The following is a 24,516-nucleotide window of genomic DNA, read 5'->3' on the forward strand; positions in this document are numbered from 1 at the left end:
GCTGGCGTAGCAGGTTCCAGGCAAAAACACAAAGCCCTGAAGGGGCGATACAAAATAGCGCAGGTCGAAGTCGAAGGCCTGCGAAATAAATGACGTCTTATTTAAACCCACCTTTTAATTAATCTTATAGCCAAACTTTTCAAAAATAGCTTTTGCAGCAGGGCTTAAAATGTATTGATAAAACTTCTCCGCGTCGGGGTTATTAGCGCCTTTTTTTAGCAGCACCATCCCCTGCTCTATCGGCGCGTATAATTTAGGGTTAATCACCTTCCAGTATAATATGGTTTTAGCGGCAGGATCCTTAACCAGAGCCTGGGTTGTAAAACCAACTTCAACTACACCTGTAGTGATGTAAGTATTTATCTGTGTAATACTTTCACCGGTTACAACTTTATTTTTAATATCATCAAGAATCCCCTTGGCCTTTAGTGCTTCATCAGCCGCCTTGCCGTATGGAGCAATAGCCGGATTTGCAATGGCTATTTTCTTAATCCTTTCGGTAAGCAATACCCTTTCCCAATTGTCAAAGCCAATGTTTTGGCTGCTGCAGATGATCAGGCTGCCCTGTGCGTAAACAACCGGCTTTTTTGCACTAAAGCCATCCTTGAACAGCATTTCAGGAAAGGTCATATCGGCAGATAAAAACACATCATAAGGTGCGCCATTTTTTACCTGGGTTGAAAGGTTGCCTGATGAGCCGATGATCGGTTCGATCGTGATACCCGTTTTGCTCTTAAAATCACTTTGCAGCACTTTGATCACCGCCTGCAGGTTGGCAGCCACCGCCACCTTTAAATTCTGACCAAAAACAGGCGAAATCATTATAAAACAGGCGACAAATAAAATTTTTATTTGTTTCATAGCATTGGTATTTAGATGTATTTCGTTTTATCCATTTTTATGCAAATAGCTAACAGTGCATTAAGATACCTTGTTATTAAAGCGTATCAAAATTTCCGGCATTACTTTTTGCCCAAAAATCTTCGCTCAAATGTATATAAATGTTAATGGTTAATAGCACTATATTAGCTTGTAAAACCAATATACATCACTACAATTTCCAGTTTATCATGACTAAATTAAGTAAAACATTCGCTTTTTTATTGCTGGTTATAGCTCCTGTATTCTTAAAGGCCCAAACCGGTAAGTTCATTACCGTTAAGGGTAAGGAGATCATCGGCCCAAACAATAAACCCTTCTTAATGCGGGGCACGAACCTCGGCAACTGGCTGGTACCGGAGGGTTATATGTTTAAATTTAAAAGCGTTAACTCGCCCAAGCTCATCAACCAGGCGCTTTCCGAATTATTAGGCCCCGAAGATATCAAAGCATTCTGGAAGCAATACCAGGACACCTACATCACCGCCGCTGATATTCACTTTCTAAAGGCATCGGGCATGAACTCCATCCGGATCCCTTTCAACTATCGCCTGTTTACCTCAGAAACATACATGGGCGAAAATAACCCTAACCGCGGGTTTGAATTATTGGATAGGGTCATCGGCTGGTGCAAAAAGGAGGGCCTGTATGTTATTTTAGATATGCATTGTGCTCCCGGAGGCCAAACCGGCGATAATATTGATGATGGTGTTGGTTATCCATTCCTGTTTAAAAGCAAGGCAAGCCAGCAATTGGCTATTAGTGTTTGGCACCGCATCGCTGCCCATTATGCCAACGAAACCACGGTTATGGGTTATGATTTGCTTAACGAACCTATCGCCACTTATTTTAAGGCTGAAGATTTTAACCCTTACCTTGAGCCGCTTTATAAAGATATCACCAAATCAATCCGTATGGTTGATAAGAACCATATCATCATTTTAGGCGGTGCACAGTGGGACAGCAACTTTAAGCCCTTCGGCCCGCCGTTTGATTCGAAGCTGGTTTACCAGTTTCATAAGTACTGGACAGAGCCAACCCAAAATGTGATCCAGGATTATGTTGATTTCCGGGATAAATACAACGTGCCTATTTATTGCGGCGAGACCGGTGAGAACAAGGATCCGTGGGTAAAGGATTTCAGGATCTTACTGGAGAAAAACAACATCGGCTGGCATTACTGGCCGTATAAAAAACTGGATAATACTGCCGGAATCATCACTTTTGACGTGCCTGCCAATTACGAAAAAGTTATTGACTACACCGAGCAGCCCCGCTCCGATTTTGCCGCCATCCGCAAGGCAGCCCCCGAAAATCGGGAGGAACTGGTAAAAGCTCTTTATGGCTTTTTAAACAACTGCAAATTTGAAAACTGCAAGCCCAATAAGGGCTATATCGAAGCGCTTGGATTGAAAACGCCTTAGAAGAGCAGAAAGCTAAAAGACTAAAGCTGAAAGCGAATATCGCGTAAGTGGGCTTTTCGCTTTAGCCTTTAAGCTTAAATACCTAATTGTACAAACTACACTTAATAGGATTTAAAAAAGAAAAATATTATAATTGCTCACCTGGACCAAATCCGTTAAAAACCAATTGTTAACTAATATATAATACGGATAAAGCAATAGGCTTAAATTAGCTACCTGTGCGTATGAGTAAATTTTTATTAGGATTTTTTATACCTGTTTGTTTGTTTTTGGCCGGTGTTACTGCTGCAGCCAATGCCCAGGTTGCCGTTAACATTCGCGATAAGGAAAAGCAACATATTTTCAGGTTCGGCGAAGTTGACTACCTGGAGGATGTAAATGGCCGGCTTACATTCGACAAAATTAAAAGTGATGAATTTGCCGGTAAATTCAAGGCCAGTAAACAAGCTACCCCAGTAACCACCGACCCCGGCACGGCTTACTGGTACCGTGTAAAAGTAAACCCCAATCCCGAATCAAGAAACAACTGGATCCTTGAATTTTTTGACCAGACTATTGATAGTATTGCCGTTTATTCGCCCGATAAAAACCATAATTATGCGGCTACTTTATTAGGCAGCAGCAGGCCGTTCTCCGCCCGCCTTTACCAGCATAAAAACTTCAGTCTCAATATAAATAACAACTTAAGCGGTAGCCAGGTTTATTATATCCGGATAAAATCACACCAGTCGGTAAACGTTATTATGGTGCTGCGTTCGGTAAACTGGTTTATCACCTATGCGCTGGATGAATATTTTTTCTTCGGGATCTTTTATGGGATGATCCTGGTATTTGGTTTGTATAACCTGATGATGTTTATTGCCATGCGGCAGCGACAGTATTTATATTATGTTGCCTACAACCTCAGCATCGGCCTTTATGAAATGTGCGCCGATGGCATTGCCTACCAGTATGTTTGGCCCGGCTCACCCATGTGGAACCATAATGCCTACGGCGTGGCCCTGTTCTCAGCCAGTATATTTTCCGTGTTGTTTACACAAAGCCTGCTAAACTTAAAGGTTACCGCACCGCGATTAAATAAGCTTGTGGGGTGGATAATCGGCTTGCGCTGCGTGTATTTCCTGTTGTGCTTTTTTGTAAACCCAAACTGGTTCAGTTATAAAATAATTGAGGTTGTGCCGCTTACACTGGCTTGCTTTGCCGGATGCTACGTTTTAGTAAAGGGCTACCGCGCAGCACGTTTTTTTGTGATCGGCTATTCCTTTTTGCTCACCGGCTTCGTCATCAAAGCCATGATCGCCTTAAACCTATGGTGGCCACCGGTAACAGCCACCGCCTATTACAGCCTGAGCATTTGCTTTATTATGGAGATGGTTTTCATCTCATTTGCCATAGGCGATAAAGTGCGCCTGTTGAAGAAACAACAGGAACAGGCTCAATTGCGTATCATCAGGCAACTTAAATTGAATGAGGAGTTAAAGGATACTTTAAATAAAAACCTGGAGGCGCAGGTACAGGAACGAACCAGGGAACTGGTTGAAAAATCCAACCTAATCGAGGAACAAAACAACGAGCTAAAAGAGGTTAATGTTTTGTTAAAGCAACAAGCCGAAGAGATCTCGAGAATGAACGTGCTGCTCGAGAACGATAACCTTACCCTGCACCACGATATTGAAAAGATAACACATAACAGGGTGATGTCGGCCGAGGTGGATTTTGAGGAGTTCAGCAAGATCTATCCCGACAGGGAAACCTGCTTCAAATTCCTTTCCGATCTAAAATGGGCGAACAGCTATGCCTGCCGCAAATGCAGCAATACCCATTATGGACACGGGCATTTGCCTTACAGCCGCAGGTGCTCCAAATGTGGTTATGAGGAATCGGTAATTGCCTATACCATCCTGCAAAATACACGTATCCCCATTAATAAAGCTTTCTATATGATCTTCCTGATGTACTCAACCAAGGGGAAGATCTCTTCACATAAACTATCCGAGATCCTGTCCATCCGACAAAGCACCTGCTGGGCCTACAGCTCGCGCATTAAAAAGGTGATGGAAAGCAAAAAGAAAGAGATCAAAAACGCCGGCGATAAAGGCTGGAGTAAGTTGGTGATCGATAGTGATTAGAGACCAGAGATTGGAGATTAGTTGTTTTATACAGATAACTTACCTTTTAACTTTTTTCTTAACTAATCTCTGGTCTCTCCACCCAAATTAACTGTGAAGCAAGCGTATCAACATTATCCCGCCGAAATATAAAAACCTGCCCTGCTGCTTTTTAAAGCCCCTTTTTGTACAAAATACACTTTGTGTTTCAAGCGTATTAACATATTTATAACTTACTATAAATCAGTTATTTATGTTAAAATATATTTGGATATTAAATATTAATTAACATAGATTTGTGATACCAATATAAACTATACATCTACCTAATTGCTGAAAACACCTAATTATCCCGCATTTTTCCGGGTTGATTGATCGACTGCTTTTTTTAAGCATAGGTTAATGACGGCTGTTTGCTTTTGCTGTGGCGATGGTTAATTGGATATGTTTTGAAACCAATCAACAAACTATAACCATTATGAGATCTATTTACTTTTTAAGGCTGCTGGCTGTGCTAATTTTCTTGCCGGCGCTCCTGTTCTACTCCTGTAAAAAGGATGCTTCAAAACCTGTTCCCGGCCTGTCAAACACCACCAGTACTACCGTTGCAAGAGCCGCTAACGAAACTGTCAGCATCTGGGAAACCACATCAGACCAAAGCAAGCTGCTGGCACAGCAAACCAGCGTTAATTTTGCGGCAGACGCCGGCACAAATGCCACAACCATCACTGTGGACGAAAATACCACCTACCAAACCATCGATGGTTTTGGCTATGCCTTAACCGGGGGCAGCGCATCCTTAATAAACGGGCTTGGTGCAAATCAAAGCACATTTTTAACCGAGATGTTTTCAACTACCTCCGGGCATGTAGGTTCGGCATTCGTCAGGATTACTATCGGGGCATCGGATCTAAGTTCATCCGATTTTACTTATGACGATATGCCATCAGGACAAACCGACAACAGCTTAACACATTTCAGCATCAGCCAGGAAATGACCGACCTGGTGCCTGTGCTAAAGAAGATCATCGCCATAAATCCATCCATCAAAATACTGGCTACACCATGGACGGCCCCCGTATGGATGAAAACCGGAACTACCGGCAATGGCGGCTTCACCGGTGGCAGTTTAAATACTGCTTATTATGATGCCTATGCCCGCTATTTTGTAAAATATATCCAGGCAATGGCGGCACAGGGCATTACCATTTATGCCGTTACCCCGCAAAACGAGCCGCTGAATCCATATAACAATCCTGCGATGACCATGCAGTCGAACGAGGAGGCTAACTTTATAAAAAACAACCTGGGCCCCCAGTTTGCAGCGAACGGCATCACCACGAAGATTATCGCCTACGATCACAACTGTGATCAGCCCGGATACCCCGAAGCTGTTTTTGCAGATGCGGGCGCCAATCCTTATGTAGATGGTTCAGCGTTCCACCTTTACGCAGGTGATATCAGCGCTTTAACAACGGTACATAATGCCTATCCTGCAAAAAATATTTACTTCACTGAGCAATTCATAGGCGGCCCCGGCAACTTCGGTGGCGACCTGTCATGGCACATGAATAACCTGATTATCGGCGCGCCACGCAACTGGAGCCGTGTGGTACTGGAATGGAACCTGGCTGCCGATCCAAATTACAATCCGCATACCTCCGGTGGCTGCTCAAACTGCCAGGGGGCGGTAACCATATCTGGGAATAGCTATACCCGCAATACGGCTTACTACACCGTGGCCCACGCCTCGGAATTTGTAAAGGCTGGTGCGGTGCGCATTTCGTCAAATACCTTTTCAGCAAGTATTCAAAACGTAGCCTTTAAAAATCCGGATGGAACAAAGGTTGTGGTTGCCCTTAACACCGCTTCATCAAGCCAGACATTCAAAATAAAATGGGGCAGCGAATCATTCACCTATACTTTGCCTGCAGGCGCTGCAGCCACCTTTAAATGGGCAGGCACCCAATCAGGCGGTACAGGCAGCAGTGCTCCTATCGGCCAAACCATCACCCTAAAGGGCTTTAATAACGATTACGTGAGCGGCGAAAATGGCACAACCGCCATGACGTGTACCCGCACCACAGCCGGTACCTGGGAGCAATTCCTGGTAGTTGATGCCGGCGGTGGTAAAATTGCACTGCAAAGCATGGGCAAATATGTATCAAGCGAAAACGGCACCATGGCCATTACCTGTAACCGTACCACGTTCGGCGCATGGGAAGAATTTACCTGGGGCGTAAACACTGATGGCACCATCACCCTGAAAGGAAATAACAACGATTATATCTCGAGCGAGAACGGCACCCAGGCCATGACCTGTACCCGCACCTCGGCTTCGGGTTGGGAATCATTTAAAGTAAACCAGTAGAGAAAAGACTCAAGACAGCGAGAATCAAGAAGCAAGAAAAGAGAAAAGCAATCCATCTTGATTCTTGACTCTTGGTTCTTGACTCTCAATTTCCGAAGCTAACAAACCAATTACCAACTAAATAAAACCATTATGAAAAAACAAATCTTAACCTTTTTAACCCGCGCCGGCCTGGCATTGGCGCTGGTGAGCATGATCGTTTCCTGTAAAAAGGATTACAACAATCAATCAAAAAACGCTGCTGATAACCCCTCAAAAACAACTGCTGCACGTGCGGTTACCTATCAATTGGTATGGTCGGATGAGTTTAACGGAACAAGCGTTGACGGATCAAAATGGAACATTGACAACGGCAATCCGAATGTTAATAACGAAAAGGAATATTACCAATCGGCAAATGCAACCGTAACAGGCGGTAACCTGGTAATTACTGCTAAAAATCAAAGCGTAGGCGGTCAGCCGTACACATCGGCCAAACTTGAAACTGCCGGCAAGTTTTCTACCACTTATGGCAGGATAGAAGCCCGGATCAAACTTCCTGCTTTCCAGGGCAGCTGGCCTGCATTCTGGATGCTGGGTAATAATATAAATACCGTTGGCTGGCCATCCTGCGGTGAAATTGACATTATGGAGCAGGTAAATACCAACAACACCATATTGGGTACCATGCACTGGAACGGCGGCAGCGGCCACGTACAGTACGGCAGCAGCACAACGGCTACAGCTACCGACTACCACGTTTATGCCGTAGAGTGGGACACCAGCAGCATCCGCTGGTATGTGGACAACACCTTGTATCAAACAGGCAACATCCTGAACAACATCAACAATACCGGGGCTTTCCATAACCCCTTTTACATTATCCTTAACCTTGCTGTAGGCGGAGATCTACCCGGTCAGACCGTGAACACAGGCGCCTTGCCTTCGAGTATGCTGGTTGATTATGTACGGGTTTATACAGCAACCACTACAAGCGGTCCTCCGATTGGACAAACCATCACCCTGAAAGGCTTTAATAACGACTACGTGAGCAGTGAAAACGGCACTCAGGCCATGAACTGTAACCGCACCACCGCCAGCGCATGGGAACAATTTACAGTGATTGACGAAGGTGGTGGCAAGGTTGCCCTGCAAAGCATGGGTAAATATGTGTCCAGCGAAAATGGCACCATGCCTATCACCTGTAACCGCACCAGCGTTGGGGCGTGGGAAACGTTTACCTGGGGCACCAATGCCGATGGCACTATTACGCTGCAAGGCAACAATGGCGATTTTGTTTCATCAGAAAACGGCACCCAGGCTATGACATGTAACCGCACATCGGCATCGGGGTGGGAAGCGTTTAAAGTGAATCAATAAAGACCTTAGCATTATCGCTAATATTTGAAAAAAGCTGTTTTAGTTTATCCAGGTGCCGGTACAATCGGTGCCTGGAATTTTGTTAATATTGATAAACATTCCAATTGACCAGGCTCATAAAAATTCACTTCCTATCATTAATTATTATTTGCGGCTATCTGTGCGCACGCGGGCAAAACATTGAAAAGCAATTACAGCTATCTCTGTCAACCGGGCACCAAAAGGAAGACTTCAACTGGTCTATAGCCGGGAATAGCAATGGGCAAAGCCCTAATGTATTTTCAGAATTGAAATGGAAGAATGTGAACGGTCAGGATTATTCCGCAACGCTGCAATGGAACGTGTGGCAAAAGGTCTGGATTTTCGGGAGCTATAACCGGGTGAATGTAAAATCGGGCAGCGTGAGTGATATCGATTATGCTGCCGATAACCGTACCCAGCCTACCTACAACCAAAACTTCAGTGATAACAAGGGTTCAACATCCGGCTGGTATGCCGGGGCCGGATATACTATTTTTAACAATAGCTTGTTCAGCCTTGTTCCGTACGTTGCCTATGGCGTCAATAAACAGGCGCTTTTTATTGTTGATGAAACCGGGCAATTTCCCGATTTAAACAGCGATTATAATACCGAATGGAAAGGCCCCTTTTTTAAAGTAAGATCATCGCTAAAGATCTGGCGGGCATTAAAACTGGCAGCGGATGTTACCTACAACCAGGTAAAATATACCTCGCAAGGCAATTGGAATTTGATCAACGAGTTTCAGCACCCGGTAAGCTACCGCCATGCAGCAAACGGTTATGGTGTTGATGCCGGTTTGAAGCTGGTTTACAACATCACCCCCAACATCGGCCTAAACATTGGCTATAATTATTTCAACTGGCAAACCGGCAACGGTAACGACCAACTGTATTTAGCAACCGGGCAGGTTGATAAAACGCAGTTAAATGGGGTTTATCGGAAAGGGGGGTGGTTTGGTGGAGGTGTTGAGTTGTCGCTGTGAAAAAGCTAATAATTTGCATTTATTATTCTGAGCACAATGAAGAATTACCAGAGGCAGACAGGCTTGCGCTATATTTGCACTATGTTTAATAGCTTTCGCTGAAGCCTTTTTAGTTCTGCTATCCGTGGTAATTGTATTCAGCCGGCGGTGGGATGTCATACTGAGGCACTCGAAGTACGACGTGCGCAGAGGCCCGTCCGCGTGCTAAGCGTGGTGCAGAGGCCTTTGCCCACATGCTTCGAGTGCCTCAGCATGACAGCCCTCTTTTATCTTTTCGCTTTCAAATTCCGGTAGAGTTTATATCGCTCAGAATGACAAACTTGTTGGCTGAAAAACCTACCGTATCTAATTAATTCTCAAACTCTTTCTTTCGGACTTCCGGACTTTACTGACTTTCGGACTAAAAACCTATTTTACGAGCGTACCGATCTTCTCCCCATTAGCAATCTTCATAAAATTACCTTCCTTATTCATGTCGAATACGATGATCGGCAGGTTGTTTTCCTGGCAAAGGGTAATGGCGGTCATGTCCATAACGTTAAGGCCTTTGTCGTAAACTTCCTGGAAGCTAATTTCGTCGTAGCGGGTTGCAGTCGGGTCTTTCTCCGGGTCGGCGGTGTAGATGCCGTCAACACGGGTTCCCTTCAGCACAACGTCTGCTTTTATTTCTATAGCGCGCAGGGATGCGGCTGTATCTGTAGTAAAATATGGGTTTCCGGTACCGGCGCCAAAGATCACGATGTGGCCAACCTCTAAATGATGCATGGCACGGCGGCGGATATAAGGCTCGCAGATCTGCTCCATTTTTATGGCTGATTGCAGGCGGGTTTCAACCCCAATAGTTTCTAGTGCGTTTTGCAGGGCCATGCAATTGATAACGGTGGCCAGCATACCCATGTAGTCTGCCTGGGCGCGGTCCATGCCCGATTTTTCGGCGCTTAAGCCGCGAAAAATGTTGCCGCCACCAACCACAACGGCAATCTCCATGCCCTTGTCCTTTACTGCCTTTATGTCTTGTGCGTATTGTAAAACCTGCTTATTATCAATTCCGTATTGTTTATCGCCCATCAGCGATTCGCCGCTAAGTTTTAGTAGGATCCTTTTATATGCCATGAGGTAGTTATGTTTGCCAAAAATATAGAAATATAATCAGTGTTAAAATTTTGTGAATAAATAGGCAGTAATTCACACTAATTTGTTCGAATTGCATGAATTAGGAAAAGGTCTCATCTATACTCATTCAAAATCAATTCGTGAAATTCGCGCCCTTCGTGCCTGTTAAATTGCCTTTGAACACCGTTCCCAGCACTTCAAAGTCGGCATTAAACACAATCAGGTCCGCATCGCAGCCTGCGGCAACGCGTCCTTTCTTAGGAAGAGATGCTAATTGCGCCGGGTATAACGAAGCCATATTAATAGCCTCCGCCAATCCGATCCCCACATGTTCCACGCAGTTTTGTACTGCCTTTAACATGGTAAGGCATGAGCCTGATAAGGTACCATCCGGCATTACATATCGGTCGCCGGTAAACTGGTGCTGGTACGCTCCCTCTGTGGCTGCGGTTACTGCATCAGTAATTAAATAAAGTTTATCACCCAGCTCACGTTTAGCTAAACGGATCATTGCAAAATCAACATGAATCCCATCGGCAACAATGCTGGTGTAAGGCCGCTCCTCAAATATCGCAGGGATATAGCCCGGCTCGCGGTGATGCATTTGCGGCATGGCATTAAATAAATGCGTTACCGCCGGGATTGGATTATTTAAAAATGACTTGCCCTGCTGATAGGTTGCATTGCTGTGCCCGCTGGAAAGGATCACACCATGGTCGTGCAGGTAATCTATCACTTCCTGATCCTGCAGCTCGGGTGCAATGGTCATCATTTTGATTACGCCATCCGCCTTTTCAATCCAGCCCTTTACTTCTGCAAGGGTGGCCTTTTTTATAAATTTTTCGGGATGTGCCCCACGTTTAATTGGATTAAGATAAGGTCCCTCCAGGTGCAGTCCCCAAAAGTTGCCTTTACTTTTTTCGCGATAACTCTTAGCCGATTCAATCCCCTCTTCAACAATCTCGTTTGTGTTTGTGCCGATGGTGGCGAAGAATCCGATGGTTCCCTGGCTCAGCAGGTCGTTTTCCATGCGTTCCAGCGCTTCAACTACGGGTGTTCCTGCAAATAGCTTGCCGCCGCTGCCGTAGATCTGAAGGTCGATTAAACCCGGGGCAACAAATGCACCGTTAAGGTCTATCTTTTCAACGCCATCGGGCATCGCACTTTCATCCGTAATGGCAATAATTTGTTCGCCGGTAATTAAAATTACCTTGCCACCGGTAATGTGGCCGTCAGAGATGAGCTGGAGATTGTGGAGGGCTGTTATCATGATATTTATTAAACTTCATGTCATTGCGAGCGATAGCGCGGCAACCTCGTCGAACGCATAGCAACCAAGCAGGTTGTACACTGTTCTATTCGCCCTGTATAGTTACGAGATTGCCGCGCTGCGCTCGCAATGACAGGGAGAAGAAGTTATTTATTATCGCAAAAAAAATCCCCTTCGTTTTCACGAAGGGGATTAAATATTTAAGCTCCTAAAGCAACCCGCTTAAAGGCGGTAACTGTAAGGCCCTTTTCAACCGTACCCAGGAACTGGGCGACTGTCTTCGAAGAATCCTTTACGAACTCCTGGTTTAACAGGGTTGAGTCTTTGTAGAATTTGTTCAGCTTGCCTGCAGCGATCTTTTCGATCATTTCTTCAGGTTTGCCTTCTGCACGGATCTGCTCCTTTGCAATTTCAAGCTCACGCTCAATTGTAGTAGCGTCAACACCGTCCTTATCAATAGCAACAGGGTTCATTGCAGCAATCTGCATTGCAACGTCCTTACCTGCTTCGTCAGCACCTGCAACGGCAGCACTTAAGCCAACCAATACGCCTAAACGGAAGTTACCGTGGATGTAGGCAACAACCTTCTCGCCTTCAACAACAGCGTATTTAGATACGCCGATCTTTTCGCCGATCTTACCTGTTTTGTCGATGATCACATCACCAATTTTAGCAGTAGTGCTTTCAACGTCAATAGTAAGGTCGTAAAGTGCTTCGATAGAAGCCGGTTTGGCTTCAACAGCTGCATTTGCAATCTGGTTACCGAAAGCAATAAACTCAGCATTTTTAGCAACGAAGTCAGTTTCGCAGTTAAGTTCGATAATTACACCGAACTTGCCATCAGCAGATGAACGTGCAATAACTACACCTTCATTGCTTTCACGATCCTGGCGGCTTGCAGCCACTTTAGCGCCTTTTTTTCTTAAAAAATCAATAGCAGCTTCAAAATCGCCATTGGTTTCAGTTAAAGCCTTTTTGCAATCCATCATACCGGCACCAGTTTGCTGGCGCAGTTTGTTTACGTCGGCTGCAGATATTTGTAATGTAGACATTTCTTGTTTTATGTTTAAAATGTTGTAGATGTTGTAAAGGTTGTAAACGTTGTAGCGGCCTTTTAACCATTACAACCCTTACAACCTCTACAACGTAATATTATTCTTCTGTCGACTCAGCAGTTGGAGTAGTATCTTCAACAGCAGCATCAGCTTCAACAGCTACCTTGCGGGTTCTTTTGCCTTCGGCAGCAGGAGCGCGGTCAACCGGTGCAGCTTCCGGAGCGTCAGCTTTCGCTTTAGCAACGGCTGCTTCTTTTTCAGCTTCGTCTTCTTTCTCGCGTTTGCGTTCGTCCAAACCTTCAACAATTGCCTGTATAATAATACCGGTAATTAATGAGATTGATTTGGTAGCGTCATCATTCGCAGGGATAGGGAAATCGATGTTTGAAGGATCAGAGTTGGTATCAACCATAGCAAATGTAGGGATGTTCAACTTTAATGCTTCAGAAACAGCGATGTGCTCTTTCTTAACGTCAATCAGGAACAATGCAGCAGGTAAACGGTTTAAGTCCGCAATACCACCTAACAAAGTTTCTAATTTAATACGCTCACGCTGTATCATCAGTCTTTCTTTTTTAGAAAGGTTGCTGTAAGTACCGTCTTTAGTCAATTTATCGATGTTTGACATCTTTTTGATCGACTTACGTACAGTCGCAAAGTTGGTTAACATACCACCTAACCACCTTTCAGTGATGAACGGCATGTTTACGCCTTTTGCATATTCAGCAACAATATCTTTCGCTTGTTTCTTTGTAGCTACGAATAATACCTTGCGGCCTGATTTTACAATTTGTTTTATAGCTGCAGCAGCTTCTTCAACCTTAGTTAAGGTTTTATTTAAATCGATAATGTGGATACCGTTGCGCTCCATGAAAATGTACTGTGACATTTTCGGATCCCATTTGCGGGTAAGGTGACCAAAGTGTACACCTGCATCCAGTAAGTCCTGATATGTTGTTCTTGCCATTTTGTTGTCTCCTCTTGATTAGCGTTTACTGAATTGGAATCTCTTACGTGCTTTCTTGCGTCCTGGTTTTTTACGTTCAACCATACGGTCATCACGTGTCATGATACCTTTAGCGCGCAGTGAAGGTTTCTTTTCAGGATCAAGTTCAACAATAGCTTTCGCAATAGCTAAACGAACGGCCTCAGCCTGTCCTTTAACACCACCACCAGCAACATTAACCTTAACATCAAATTTTCCGGTTGAACCCGAAACCTCAGTGCTCTGAGTAACGATGTATTGTAGTGGTAATGTTGGGAAGTATTCTTTGTAATCTTTACCGTTTACGATAATTGCGCCGCTACCATCTGTTAAGTAGATGCGCGCAACAGCTGTTTTTCTTCTGCCCGAAGTGTTTGTTGTTGTTGGCATTTTTTCTTTTCTCCTAAATTAAAAGTTAAATGGTTGTTGGGTTTTGTGCTTCATGAGGATGCTCAGCACCTGCATATACATGCAAATTGCCAAACAATGCTTTGCCCAAACGATTTTTAGGTAACATACCACGCACCGCTTTTTCAATTACGCGTGTTGGATGCTTTGCCATTAACTCCTTAGGAGAAATGAAACGCTGACCACCTGGGTAACCAGTGTAAGAAACATAGCGTTTGTCGCTGAATTTGTTTCCGGTCAGTTTTACCTTGTCTGCATTGATAACTATAACATTATCGCCGCAGTCTACGTTCGGGGTGAAATCAGGCTTGGTTTTTCCACGGATGATCATTGCGATCTTCGTAGACAAGCGCCCCAAAATCTCGCCTTGTGCGTCAACAACAACCCATTGTTTGTTAACGGTTTTTTTGTTGGCTGAGACAGTTTTGTAACTTAACGTATTCACTTGCTTTAAATTAAATTAATTAAACGTTTATTATACCCCGCATTTTCGGGACTGCAAAGATACGCTTAATTGTTTTAATTGCAAATAGATTTTAAGTTTAGTTGATTGAGTTGGATTAGGTTGATTAAGTGAGTGGTTGGGGAGCCGTTGAAAGGTTGTAATGTTGGAAGGTTTTAAGGTTGGGTGATTTGTGATTTCATCGGTTGGGAAATAGGATCACACTGATTTTTTGTTGGAAGGTTGGAATGTTGGACTTTTCTGGGGTAGGGTTTTGTAGAGACGCAATGTTTTGCGTCTCCTGCGAGAAAGGTTAAGGAGATCCTTCACTGCCTACTGTCAACTCAAAACTGCCAACTTTTTCAAAAGGGCGTTCCCGCTGATAGGAGCGGCCGGGCTTTCCGCTCATACGCCTTCAGGCCTTAGGCGCGGGCCGGTATCCTCTGCAATCCCTAACGCAAATTGTCTGAACCATGATTTTTAGGATTAAGGGATTGCAGGATGCCGCTTTGATCTGGTAGTGAAAAACTGCTAACTAATTAAGGTTGGAACTAAGACTTTACCTTTTCCCTTTTTCTTGCGGAGGTTTTACCATTAATCGACGACGATTGTTTGCTTCCGGTTTCCTTCAATTTATATTCGCGGATGTATTTACTTATAGCAATTTTTTCTTCTTCTGTCAGCACATGTGGCTCTACAGTAAAATCTACGTCTAAAGGCTCTCTAATCAGTCCCATAATATCATGATTTAAAATATTTTTCAACCAATACTTTTGCAGCATTAGTATTTATAATCATCAGGTGTCCGCCAAAATGGTAAGCGCCAAGTGTTTTTTCATAGTGCCCGATCAACTTTGTTTTCGAATGAAATGAAACAAAGCCGTCAAATCCTTTTTGAAATGCAAGCCGGCAAGCAAACGCAATAAGATTACCGGGCACGCCCAAATACATTTTGGACTTTCCTTTATTAAATGGCGCGCTTTCAATCAGGGGCATATAAATATGATCGTCCTCTATTCTTAAACTCATTAACCCTTGTATCACGTTTGAATTATTGGTTATTGTTAACTTGTAAACCTCCCTGTCTGTTTCAGCCAATTCCTTTCCCCAGGCAAAATCCCAACCATTCTTTTTAGCAACCTGTTTCGCATCATTTTTTGTAAAATACAACACTTCGGTGGCAAAGCTATCACCTGTAACCGCATTTTCAATAGACCGTGTCAACTTATCAATCTCAATATCAAGATAATTGATGGGTTGCTTTTTCATCATTCTAATTTACGAATTTTAAAGTTACCATCATAAAATGATTTAATCGGGTTTAAGTGAAGGAACGATTTCTCAAACTATGCAAAAACTCCCCACTGCCTACTCAAAACTGCCAACTATTCAATCACCTCATTACAGAAAGCACCTGCGAAACCGGCAGATAGGGCGCAAGAAGCTTCTTCATTAAGTTGCTAAAGAAAATCATCGTTTTTTTTTAAAGCGTTAATCACCTCATCGGTATTTAAAACAGTTGCAAATTCGTCGTTTAGCATTGCCAAAGCAGTTAAATGGATGGTTTCGGCATCGTAATGCTCGCCGTTGATGCCCGTTTTTGCAAAGGCCGCGGTAGCATCGGCTACTACATAGGTGTTGTATCCAAAATTGCCGGCCATCCTGGCTGTGGTTGATACGCAATGTTCCGTTGTAAGGCCCACTATAACCAGAGTATCGATGTTGGCAGCATCAAGTCGTTGTTGCAGATCGGTGCCGATAAAGGAGCTATTTACTGATTTTTTGATCACCGGCTCTCCCGGCAGGGGCTTCACAATTTCCTTATGGGCATTGCCCGGGTTACCTTCGGCCAGCATGGAGTTGGGGTTGGTTGAACAGTGCTGAATATGAAACAGCGGCAGGTTGTTTGCCCGCCAGTGATCGAGCAGTTTGCGGGCGTTTACTTCTGCATCGGGATTATTGCGTTCACCGCCCCAGTACGGGATGTTATCAAAACCCTGCTGTATATCAACTAGTATCAGCGCAGGGTTGGTATTTTCTATTGTTTTCATACCTCAAAATTGCAGCTTTACAGGGGCCGAAATTTTGCTGTGAGGCCATATTTGTTTGTTAATCGCAGATGTTAATGGATTAAACTGATGAAGCTGATACTTATACCTTGATTATTGTCCGCCCAAATCTTGACTCGGGACTTCCGACTTAAGACTCCCGACTTGAAACTAATTTATACCGATACCATATCTTACACCACCACCTCGCTCCTTGCGCTTTTAGGCGACGCACCAAACTTTTGCTTATAAACCTTTGAAAAATGCGAGATGTTTTCGAACCCGCTGCTGTAAGCCACTGACGATACCGGGTCGTTCGACGTTTTTAGCTGGTATTCGGCATATTCAAGCCGGCGGTTTATTTGCCATTTTACAGGCGTTGTGTTAAAACGATCGGTGAATTCCTTTTTAAAGGCGCTTACACTTCGCCCGGTAAGCTTGGCCATATCGGGGATTGAAAGCTGCCTGTTAAAGTTTTCTTCCATAAAGTAGGCAAGGTCCACCTTTTTATCGCTAACCAGGTCCTTTAAAAACGACACGAAAGTTTTTGACTTGTCGCCCGACAGGATCTGCAATAGTATTTGGTGGGCCACAAATTTCACAATACACCTGGAATACTCCTGCGGGTGTAAAATATGCTGAATAGCCTGTGCTATGTTAGCTTTTATAAACTCAGTTGTTTTAAAGGTGAACGGGGGCAGGTCGGCATTGAGTTTTTCCTGCCTGAACTCTGGAACATGGCTTTCTAAAAAGTAGTTTACAAACTCGTTCTCCATAAAAATGAGCACGCTGGTATAATCGTCCGACGGAAACAACTGGTAATTACCCCGCCGTCTGAACTGGATGTCGCCGGCCATAAGGTGCTGCACATAGCTTCCATGCCTCACATCTATCGAGCCTGTTAATATTACCTCGAGGCAATGTGCAGTTTGCAGGGTATCATCACACCTGAAAGGTCGCTTTTTATCAATCACGAAGCCGTACATGTCTGACAATCGCAACCTGATGTGTGCGTGGTGATCTACCAGGTCCTTAGGAATTTGTATCATCTTAAAAAGAATAAGTTGCACTAAACTACATTTTGTAATGCTATCTTTTTAATGTTTTGGTAATTGTAACAAATGGATGATAAAAGCCTTTGCGGCGCGGGTTGGGTTGACTTACAATAACCTCTCCATCACGTCATTGCGAGGAACGAAGCAAACTCTGCACAGGACAATCAAGAACCTTTATGCGTTTAGAGACAATATAGCGGCTTGCTTAGTTACCACATGGCCTTTTTACTCCTGTGCATGGATGACGTAGAGATTGCTTCGAAGCCGATTGCGGACAACCAGCCACCCATGACAAGTTATTTTCACCTGGGGTGGGGTGTCACCCTGAGGCACTCGAAGGGCGACGTGCGCAGTAGCCTGTCCGCGTGCTAAGCGGGGCGCAGAGGCCTTTGCCCACATGCTTCGAGTGCCTCAGCATGACACCCTTTTTTGTCATTTCCTCTCCTGGTGCAAGTGTGCAGCGCCGGTCAACAGAGATGAGGCACTCGCGATCCCGCTGAACACAATTTCAATTTAAAAAATAAGGCTACTTACCCCTTACCCTCATTCACTCTTCAAACTTTTAATAGGACTAACGTTCGCTGCCTTTGCAGTCTGCACTATTATTAAAATAGTAGTTATAAATATGATTACTACCGTCGAGGTTATGAACGGGAGGATAGAAATGCTGACCCGGTAAGCATAGCCGTTCAGCCATCTGTCCATTATCATGTAGGCGAGCGGACAGGCAACCAGGCAGGCAACAGTAACGATACTTAAAAATTCCTTTAAAAATAATGATATGATAGTCGCAACCGGCGACCCCAATACTTTCCGGATCCCTATTTCCTTGGTACGTTTTTGAATACTCAGCGACACCAGCCCCAGGATTCCAAGCAACACGATCACAAAAGCCAGAACCGCAGCCACGGTAGCCGCCTGTTTTAACCTGATCTCGCCGGCATAAACCTTCTTCAGCGCATCATCCATAAAACTCCAGGCAAAGGGCTCACCGGGCATCAATTCATTCCATTTGGCTTGTAAGGCGCCTATGCTTTTTGTAAGGTCACCACCCTTAAGTTTAAAGGACAGGTACCGGTAGCTGTTAGAATAGTTAACATTTGTGAAAACCAGGGGCTGGATCCGTTCCTGCATCGATCCAAAGTGAAAATCAGCCACTACCCCGGTTATCGTAAATACGTCTTCCATAAACACAATCTTTTGACCAACTGCATTTTCCGGGTTTTTCCAGCCCAGCGCCTTCGCTTCAGTTTCGTTAATTACAGCCTGGCTCGAATCGTTCTCTGTTACTATAGGTTTAAAAAACGACCCCGCCCTAACATATATGCCGTAGGTTGCAGCAAATTGATTATCGTCTGTCAGGTGTTTGGAAGCTACAGACCCCATCGGACTATCGCCCTGGCGGTAAACAGGCCCCTCGTTTTCCCAATCGATATTTGCGGGGATCTCCCATGATAATGAGGTGTTGCCTATTTGGGGCATCCGCTCAAATTGGCGACCTATCGCCTCCATTTTTTCCACACCTTTTGCCGACCAATCTCTTGGCACCTGTGCGTAAATAACAAAGTCTTTGTTGTAGCCCAAATTACTATTGAAAAATAAATTTATTTGCTGCGAGATAATGATAACGCTGATAAACACCACAGCCGCCGTTGTAAATTGAAACGCAACCAGCACCTTCCGCGAAAACACATTTCGCGCAACTCCTTTTGAATTTGCCTTTAGCGAATCGATTGATTTATATGCTGATAGAATGAGCGCAGGATAGATTCCTGCGATTAGCCCAATTAACAGCGAAAACAAAACAGGTATGATAATAAAGTAAACGGGAAACGAAAAAAGCGCAGTGATCTTCTTACCGATCAGGTCGCCAAAGTAAGGGCTTACCCATAAATAGATGATAAGCGACACCGCAGTAGCCAGCACTACCATAAAAACCGACTCTGTTAAAAACTGGTAAACGAGCTGCTTCCGCATCCCGCCCATTACCTTGCGGACCCCAATTTCCTTCATCCGGCTTGCTGACCGGCCGATGTAGATATTAACGAAATTGATGATCGCCATTGACAATACGAAAAATGCGATACACGACAACGTCCATAACATTTTATTTACTAACCCATTATTCGCCTGCAGGTGATAGCTTTTCAGCGGCATTAAATAAGGGGTAAGGTTATTATAGATCTCGGCAGATGAATTCTGTTTTAGCAGGTCGCGCATTACGGCTTCTACCCTGGCAGGGTCTGCGCCTTTTTTTAATTGGATATAATCAACAACGCTCCTGTTGTTCCAGCCGTTAATGTGACGATTAAAATAGTTTGATGCAAATACGTTAAAGAAAAAATCAACATCGTGGTATTCTACTTTGGTTACGGTATTTTCAGGCAGCTCATCCAGAACGCCTGTGATCATAAAATCTTTTTTGTGCCCCTTGAAATCCTCGAAGGAGAGCGACAAACCTATTACATCCGTTTTACCAAAATATTTTTTAGCCGCCTGGCAGGTAACCACTACGGTTGAAGGCTCGCGAAAGGCAGTCCGCGGATCGCCATGCAGCAGTTTAAAACCATACATACTCAGCAACGTGCTGTCGCCGATCTGTAAACCCTCACGGAAATGATTGTTGCCGTTTGAAACATTGGTAAATGCCGGCGTTGAATTATAGCAATTAACCACCAGACCTGGATACTCGTCTTTTAATGCCTGGGATAGTTGGGCAACAGACGTGACTTCGAGACCCATGTTAGGGTTTTTCCATTTGCTCAGGATAATATATTGATCCCCGGCATTTTTAAGGTTGCGATTCACCTGGAGCTCATCCCAAACATAGGCGCCGATCAGCAACGTAAAAACAATGCCCACAGATAAACCAAGAATATTAATTAAGGAAAAACCCCTATGTTTCAATAAATTTCGCCAGGCAATTTTGATGTAGTTTCTGATCATTTTACAGGTATTAGGCCACTGCTACTAAGATATGCAAAAGTGAGAGCATTTAACAGGGTAAAGTGATTTTTTCTCCTGATTGAACTATAGGAAAACAGCAACCAGGCAATGACGTGAAGGTGAGTGCTGCGAAGCTCCTCCGCGCATCATTGCGAGGAACGAAATCCGCTGGATTGCGAAGGTGAAATGACAAGAATGGGATGTCATGCTGAGGCACAAGCCTGTACTGAGGTTCTCGAAGTGAAGCATGTGGGCAAAGGCCTCTGCACCCTGCTTAGCACGCGGATTGGCCTCTGCGCACGTCGCCCTTCGAGTGCCTCAGGGTGACACCCCACCGCCTAGTTGAATATAACTTGTCATGAGTAGGAACGAAGCAACCTCTGCTAAGGACAATCAGGAACCCTTATGCTGATGGGTGACCTTGCGTCCGGCTGATTGGCGTTTTTGTCTGAACCATGATTCTTTTGATTAAAGGATTTAGGGATGGCGCTTTGAGAGGGTACCTGTTAATCAATTAATTGAGAAAAACAGGGGTTAACACGATTTACATAACAGGATGATACCCGATTTGTAAGGAAGGTGACCTATATGGAGTTCCCTTTAATTAATCTATATTTAAGAACTTAAACATTATGATGAGAAAACTTCTTTTCGCTTTTTTATTAATCAGCATAGTTAAATTTTCAAACGCGCAAACTATCAATTTTGGCGTAAAAGCAGGATTAAATTTATCTGAACTCACACACAGCGACCCTAATGGTTATGGCAGTTCAATATTGGCAGGATTTAGAGTGGGTGGCATAGTGGATATAGGATTTCAAAATTTTTCAATTCAGCCAGGTGTTTTTTATAGCACCAAAGGCGAAAAGGACAAAATGGAATTTGTTGGCAGTGACGGCTTAAATACCAAATACCTTTCGTCGAAAATCGTTTTGAATTACATTGAAATACCTGTCAATTTTCTGTACAAATGGAAAGTTGCACCTGGAATAAAGTTTGATTTGGGTGGAGGACCTTATATTGGCTACGGCACTTCAGAAACCGTAACATATCCCGATTTCAATTCAGCCACAAGATCTGCCCATGGTAAATTCACTTATAAGAATCCGGATTTTGGAGTAAACCTTGTTGCCGGGGTGGAAATAAAAAATAAATTTATTATAGATGCAGGTTATGGTTACGGCCTTTCAAATATTGCATCATACAACTCTACCATACACAACAGTGTATTCAGCATTTCATTGGGTTATATGTTCAGATAAAATTAATGGCTTTTTTAAGTATCCGATTGCAACGTAGCATGCTGGCTATCTAAACGCGGTGTTATGAGAAGTCCACCTCTTGGGGCCTTGGCTGCATTCGCGCGCCAGGATGAGAATTATGAGGATTTATAACAAAACTTCTTTAAAATAATTTGAAATAATATGTGTGCTTTTTAGGTTTACGGTTATATTTTCAATCCAGTCGGTTAAAATTAAGTTGTATGCTAACCCCAATTCATTAAGACTATTAATCAACTTTTGAGGATACACTTTTAAAGTGTCGAGAAGTGGGCTAAATCCTAACCATATTGTGAGGATGATACCGTTTTCATGTTTATAATAAATGACGTAATTCTCAAACCCAAATGCGCCTATATTATCTTTTAGTATCCTTTCAGAAGAATAGCCAGTGTACACCTTTTTAAAACAGAACAAAGCGTTTTTTCTTAATATTTTTTCAAAGTCGTCTAAAAAAATATTGAGAACCGATAGAGAAATTACTGTTGCGTCTTTATTGTAAAGACCCGAAAAGCCAAAACTTGTATGGTTTTCTTGTGCAAGGTATATTGGATTATCAACCTCATTTAGATTAGCTAATAAATTGACTAACGGAAGTAATTCTATCTGACAATAATCGTCCTCATGGAAAAAAATTGAATCTATATTGTTCATTTGATATGGCTTATACTTACGGTTAAATATAACTTACATCCCTAATTTCATTCGCTTGCGGCATCGAAGGGACGATATCAGGGAGTCTATATGGCATCCAATTCTTCTTTATTTATTTTGATAACGTCAATGAGTATCGGGGTGATTTCGTTCTTACTAGCAGGAAGAATATCAAGCAGCCATGTGAGTCCTTGGTCATGAGGCCGCCCTCCATACGGTTCAACAGTTTCGGCAAGGACTCTTTGTTGTAAAAAAGCTATAACGTCTTCGAATGTGATATTATCTCCGATGGAATAAATTATAGATAATAAGCTGGCGCGAATCAAAAGGCTTGTTAATTGTGGTCGAAAATAACACAAGGTGGAAATTGATACTAACTCGAGTTCTGCAGCAGAAAATGAGTTGGTTTGAATGCCGTTTGAAAATTTCTGGTAGCGCTCAATGATTTCTTCGTCCGAAAGCGATTCATCATTGCCAATAAGTCTTCCGTAAATATCCTTTAATGAATTAGGTTGTTTATCAGAATGAATACTATCGAATCGCAGCCGGTTTTTAACGTCCGCCGATATTGGCTGATTAGGCGGGCCGGCGTTAAAAATGGCTTTTAGGATTTTCAGCATCATCAAATATACTATTATTCAAAAATCACGGCGAATAACCATTTTATTTTCAGGCAGATTTGATAATAATTAAGGATATGAAAGATTTTGCAACGCAGCATGCTGGCTACCTAAACGTGGGGCACGAGAACTCCACCTCTGAAGGCTGTGGCTGTATTCCCACGTCAGAAGAGAAAACAGTAAGCATCACGACGAATATTTAAATTATTACTATGTTTGAACGTTATCCTAAACTAATTATAATGTCAATTTCAATATCTAACGAAATAAGTGAAGAAACACTGGAAAGAGCTCTTCAGTACATTACTACATTTAAAAGTAAACAAGCTTTTATAAATAAAATCCCGTCTGTAAAAAAAACACCTAAAAAAGATATAATCGCAAACTTTCAGCGAAATTATCAAGACGACCGATTAGTTTTAGTGTTGGGTGCAGGGGTTTCGATGGGTTTTGGTTTACCAAACTGGGATGCCTTGCTTCAAAAATTAATGATTACCACAATTGAAAAAGAACAAAGCGTATCCACTGTATTGTCGAAATTATTCACCAATATTTTTCAACCAAGCCCATTAATTGCTGGACGATTTCTTCAAAAATACTATGAAGATAAACAAATGCTATTTGAAGAAGCGGTACAGAAAATCCTCTACTCGAGCTTAGATATGAACAAACAATCCGAGCTCATGGATGAAATCGTTAACTTTTGTGTCGCTCCCGGAAAAAGACATAGTCTTGATAGTATAATAACCTATAATTTTGATGACATTCTAGAACAACGCATCGACAGCATTGGCATAGACGTTCCCTTTAAATCAATTTTTGGCACTGAAATGAACGCACATGGACAATTGCCAATTTATCATGTCCACGGTTTTTTGCCGCATAAGGGCGCTTTATCCGTTGATAACCAAATAACTTTCGGCGAATCCATTTATCATAAACAATATATTGATATTTATAGTTGGAATAATATTGTACAAATCAATAAATTCAGAGACTGTAATTGCATATTTATAGGAACATCACTTACTGATCCTAACATCAGACGACTATTGGATATTGCAAGAAGACAAAAAGGGAAGTCTCCAAATTCTCATTTTATTTTTAAAATGCGTCACAAAGAAGCGGACGTAAAACAGCGCCTAAATAGTTTGTTAAATGAGAACAAACAGCTTTTGGATGAAAAGTCTCTAGCAAACCTCGAATTTGATAAGACTGTAAAATTTTTAATTGAGATTGTTGAAAAATTTGAAGAGAGAGATACGGAGTCCTTTGGTGTGAGCACTCTCTGGGTTGATGCATGGTCTGAAGTTCCCTCTATATTAAATCAAATTCGCACATTAAAAACTTCATGACTCAAAAAAGATATAAAATTACTGCAAAGCTTGACGTGGTGAGCCGCTCCACTGTTGTCACAACATGTCGCTTCTGCCAGGAGACAAGTTGCCAATAGACAGCCATTTACTTTCAACAGATGTGTTACATTTTTTTTCAT

Annotated in this window: 21 protein-coding genes; 7 read left to right on the forward strand and 14 right to left on the reverse strand. The window is 43.1% G+C overall.

The genetic code is table 11. The features are described 5' to 3' along the window. Window positions 1-114 precede the first annotated feature (114 nt). Complete coding sequence (modA, locus tag KXD93_RS16290) at window positions 115-861, reverse strand: molybdate ABC transporter substrate-binding protein (protein WP_258138303.1); 747 nt, start codon at window positions 859-861, stop codon at window positions 115-117. A gap of 209 nt (window positions 862-1,070) precedes the next feature. Between modA and KXD93_RS16295 the strand changes: the two genes are divergently transcribed. The 5 genes from KXD93_RS16295 (at window position 1,071) to KXD93_RS16315 (ending at window position 9,145) form a co-directional block, all read left to right on the forward strand. Beyond that, the gene (locus KXD93_RS16295) at window positions 1,071-2,303 is read left to right on the forward strand and encodes a glycoside hydrolase family 5 protein (protein WP_258138304.1); all 1,233 of its coding nucleotides are present in this window, start codon (window positions 1,071-1,073) and stop codon (window positions 2,301-2,303) included. A gap of 224 nt (window positions 2,304-2,527) precedes the next feature. Beyond that, window positions 2,528-4,432, forward strand: coding sequence for a 7TM diverse intracellular signaling domain-containing protein (locus tag KXD93_RS16300; protein WP_258138305.1), 1,905 nt, complete (start codon window positions 2,528-2,530; stop codon window positions 4,430-4,432). Window positions 4,433-4,889: 457 nt separating this feature from the next. Continuing rightward, window positions 4,890-6,782, forward strand: a complete 1,893-nt coding sequence (locus tag KXD93_RS16305; protein WP_258138307.1) for a glycoside hydrolase family 30 beta sandwich domain-containing protein — start codon at window positions 4,890-4,892, stop codon at window positions 6,780-6,782. 132 nt (window positions 6,783-6,914) lie between these two features. Next, entirely contained in the window at window positions 6,915-8,141 is a 1,227-nt protein-coding gene (locus tag KXD93_RS16310; RefSeq protein WP_258138309.1) for a family 16 glycosylhydrolase, read from the forward strand. 104 nt (window positions 8,142-8,245) lie between these two features. Then, window positions 8,246-9,145 (forward strand): hypothetical protein, encoded by a 900-nt coding sequence (locus KXD93_RS16315; RefSeq protein WP_258138311.1) that lies wholly within the window; start codon window positions 8,246-8,248, stop codon window positions 9,143-9,145. A 408-nt stretch (window positions 9,146-9,553) separates the two neighbouring features. On the opposite strand, the gene pyrH is transcribed toward KXD93_RS16315, so the two are convergent. From pyrH to KXD93_RS16370, 11 genes are all read right to left on the reverse strand, one after another. Further along, window positions 9,554-10,258, reverse strand: a complete 705-nt coding sequence (gene pyrH, locus KXD93_RS16320) for a UMP kinase (RefSeq protein ID WP_258138313.1) — start codon at window positions 10,256-10,258, stop codon at window positions 9,554-9,556. Between the two features lie 133 nt (window positions 10,259-10,391). Then, window positions 10,392-11,528: an N-acetylglucosamine-6-phosphate deacetylase gene (nagA, locus tag KXD93_RS16325; RefSeq protein WP_258138315.1), complete on the reverse strand. Its 1,137-nt coding sequence runs from the start codon at window positions 11,526-11,528 to the stop codon at window positions 10,392-10,394. A 200-nt stretch (window positions 11,529-11,728) separates the two neighbouring features. Next, window positions 11,729-12,580 (reverse strand): translation elongation factor Ts, encoded by an 852-nt coding sequence (gene tsf, locus KXD93_RS16330; protein ID WP_258138316.1) that lies wholly within the window; start codon window positions 12,578-12,580, stop codon window positions 11,729-11,731. A gap of 100 nt (window positions 12,581-12,680) precedes the next feature. Next, window positions 12,681-13,550: a 30S ribosomal protein S2 gene (gene rpsB / locus KXD93_RS16335; RefSeq protein WP_258138318.1), complete on the reverse strand. Its 870-nt coding sequence runs from the start codon at window positions 13,548-13,550 to the stop codon at window positions 12,681-12,683. An 18-nt stretch (window positions 13,551-13,568) separates the two neighbouring features. After that, window positions 13,569-13,958: a 30S ribosomal protein S9 gene (gene rpsI, locus KXD93_RS16340; RefSeq protein ID WP_073406958.1), complete on the reverse strand. Its 390-nt coding sequence runs from the start codon at window positions 13,956-13,958 to the stop codon at window positions 13,569-13,571. A 25-nt stretch (window positions 13,959-13,983) separates the two neighbouring features. Beyond that, a complete protein-coding gene (rplM, locus tag KXD93_RS16345; RefSeq protein WP_073406959.1) occupies window positions 13,984-14,421 on the reverse strand; it encodes a 50S ribosomal protein L13 in 438 nt (145 codons plus the stop codon). A 548-nt stretch (window positions 14,422-14,969) separates the two neighbouring features. After that, on the reverse strand, window positions 14,970-15,155 hold the full coding sequence (locus KXD93_RS16350) for a hypothetical protein (RefSeq protein ID WP_258138320.1): 186 nt from the start codon (window positions 15,153-15,155) through the stop codon (window positions 14,970-14,972). A gap of 4 nt (window positions 15,156-15,159) precedes the next feature. Beyond that, complete coding sequence (locus tag KXD93_RS16355) at window positions 15,160-15,690, reverse strand: hypothetical protein (protein ID WP_258138321.1); 531 nt, start codon at window positions 15,688-15,690, stop codon at window positions 15,160-15,162. Window positions 15,691-15,878: 188 nt separating this feature from the next. After that, window positions 15,879-16,469, reverse strand: a complete 591-nt coding sequence (locus KXD93_RS16360; protein ID WP_258138323.1) for a cysteine hydrolase family protein — start codon at window positions 16,467-16,469, stop codon at window positions 15,879-15,881. A 191-nt stretch (window positions 16,470-16,660) separates the two neighbouring features. Further along, a complete protein-coding gene (locus KXD93_RS16365; RefSeq protein WP_258138324.1) occupies window positions 16,661-17,515 on the reverse strand; it encodes a helix-turn-helix transcriptional regulator in 855 nt (284 codons plus the stop codon). A gap of 549 nt (window positions 17,516-18,064) precedes the next feature. Then, window positions 18,065-20,467: an ABC transporter permease gene (locus tag KXD93_RS16370; RefSeq protein WP_258138325.1), complete on the reverse strand. Its 2,403-nt coding sequence runs from the start codon at window positions 20,465-20,467 to the stop codon at window positions 18,065-18,067. Window positions 20,468-21,099: 632 nt separating this feature from the next. On the opposite strand from KXD93_RS16370, the gene KXD93_RS16375 reads away from it, so the two are divergent. Next, window positions 21,100-21,729: a porin family protein gene (locus KXD93_RS16375; protein WP_258138326.1), complete on the forward strand. Its 630-nt coding sequence runs from the start codon at window positions 21,100-21,102 to the stop codon at window positions 21,727-21,729. 126 nt (window positions 21,730-21,855) lie between these two features. On the opposite strand, the gene KXD93_RS16380 is transcribed toward KXD93_RS16375, so the two are convergent. Beyond that, window positions 21,856-22,401: a hypothetical protein gene (locus KXD93_RS16380; protein WP_258138328.1), complete on the reverse strand. Its 546-nt coding sequence runs from the start codon at window positions 22,399-22,401 to the stop codon at window positions 21,856-21,858. Between the two features lie 86 nt (window positions 22,402-22,487). Then, window positions 22,488-23,024 carry a hypothetical protein gene (locus tag KXD93_RS16385; RefSeq protein ID WP_258138329.1) on the reverse strand — a complete coding sequence of 179 codons (537 nt, stop codon included), beginning with the start codon at window positions 23,022-23,024 and terminating at the stop codon, window positions 22,488-22,490. A gap of 209 nt (window positions 23,025-23,233) precedes the next feature. Between KXD93_RS16385 and KXD93_RS16390 the strand changes: the two genes are divergently transcribed. Further along, a complete protein-coding gene (locus tag KXD93_RS16390; protein ID WP_258138330.1) occupies window positions 23,234-24,376 on the forward strand; it encodes an SIR2 family protein in 1,143 nt (380 codons plus the stop codon). Window positions 24,377-24,516 lie beyond the last annotated feature (140 nt).

The sequence above is a fragment of the Mucilaginibacter phenanthrenivorans genome (genome assembly GCF_024721155.1).
Classification (GTDB): Bacteria; Bacteroidota; Bacteroidia; order Sphingobacteriales; family Sphingobacteriaceae; genus Mucilaginibacter; species Mucilaginibacter phenanthrenivorans.

Excerpts from the sequence above, each read along its gene's own strand:
- KXD93_RS16295 (WP_258138304.1), top strand. The coding sequence starts at position 1,071 with ATGACTAAATTAAGTAAAACATTCGCTTTTTTATTGCTGGTTATAGCT.
- KXD93_RS16300 (WP_258138305.1), top strand. The coding sequence starts at position 2,528 with ATGAGTAAATTTTTATTAGGATTTTTTATACCTGTTTGTTTGTTTTTG.
- modA (WP_258138303.1), bottom strand. The coding sequence starts at position 861 with ATGAAACAAATAAAAATTTTATTTGTCGCCTGTTTTATAATGATTTCG.
- KXD93_RS16385 (WP_258138329.1), bottom strand. The coding sequence starts at position 23,024 with ATGATGCTGAAAATCCTAAAAGCCATTTTTAACGCCGGCCCGCCTAAT.
- KXD93_RS16390 (WP_258138330.1), top strand. The coding sequence starts at position 23,234 with ATGTTTGAACGTTATCCTAAACTAATTATAATGTCAATTTCAATATCT.
- pyrH (WP_258138313.1), bottom strand. The coding sequence starts at position 10,258 with ATGGCATATAAAAGGATCCTACTAAAACTTAGCGGCGAATCGCTGATG.
- KXD93_RS16370 (WP_258138325.1), bottom strand. The coding sequence starts at position 20,467 with ATGATCAGAAACTACATCAAAATTGCCTGGCGAAATTTATTGAAACAT.
- KXD93_RS16355 (WP_258138321.1), bottom strand. The coding sequence starts at position 15,690 with ATGATGAAAAAGCAACCCATCAATTATCTTGATATTGAGATTGATAAG.
- KXD93_RS16305 (WP_258138307.1), top strand. The coding sequence starts at position 4,890 with ATGAGATCTATTTACTTTTTAAGGCTGCTGGCTGTGCTAATTTTCTTG.
- KXD93_RS16380 (WP_258138328.1), bottom strand. The coding sequence starts at position 22,401 with ATGAACAATATAGATTCAATTTTTTTCCATGAGGACGATTATTGTCAG.
- KXD93_RS16375 (WP_258138326.1), top strand. The coding sequence starts at position 21,100 with ATGATGAGAAAACTTCTTTTCGCTTTTTTATTAATCAGCATAGTTAAA.
- rpsB (WP_258138318.1), bottom strand. The coding sequence starts at position 13,550 with ATGGCAAGAACAACATATCAGGACTTACTGGATGCAGGTGTACACTTT.
- KXD93_RS16365 (WP_258138324.1), bottom strand. The coding sequence starts at position 17,515 with ATGATACAAATTCCTAAGGACCTGGTAGATCACCACGCACACATCAGG.
- KXD93_RS16350 (WP_258138320.1), bottom strand. The coding sequence starts at position 15,155 with ATGGGACTGATTAGAGAGCCTTTAGACGTAGATTTTACTGTAGAGCCA.
- KXD93_RS16360 (WP_258138323.1), bottom strand. The coding sequence starts at position 16,469 with ATGAAAACAATAGAAAATACCAACCCTGCGCTGATACTAGTTGATATA.
- nagA (WP_258138315.1), bottom strand. The coding sequence starts at position 11,528 with ATGATAACAGCCCTCCACAATCTCCAGCTCATCTCTGACGGCCACATT.
- tsf (WP_258138316.1), bottom strand. The coding sequence starts at position 12,580 with ATGTCTACATTACAAATATCTGCAGCCGACGTAAACAAACTGCGCCAG.
- rpsI (WP_073406958.1), bottom strand. The coding sequence starts at position 13,958 with ATGCCAACAACAACAAACACTTCGGGCAGAAGAAAAACAGCTGTTGCG.
- KXD93_RS16310 (WP_258138309.1), top strand. The coding sequence starts at position 6,915 with ATGAAAAAACAAATCTTAACCTTTTTAACCCGCGCCGGCCTGGCATTG.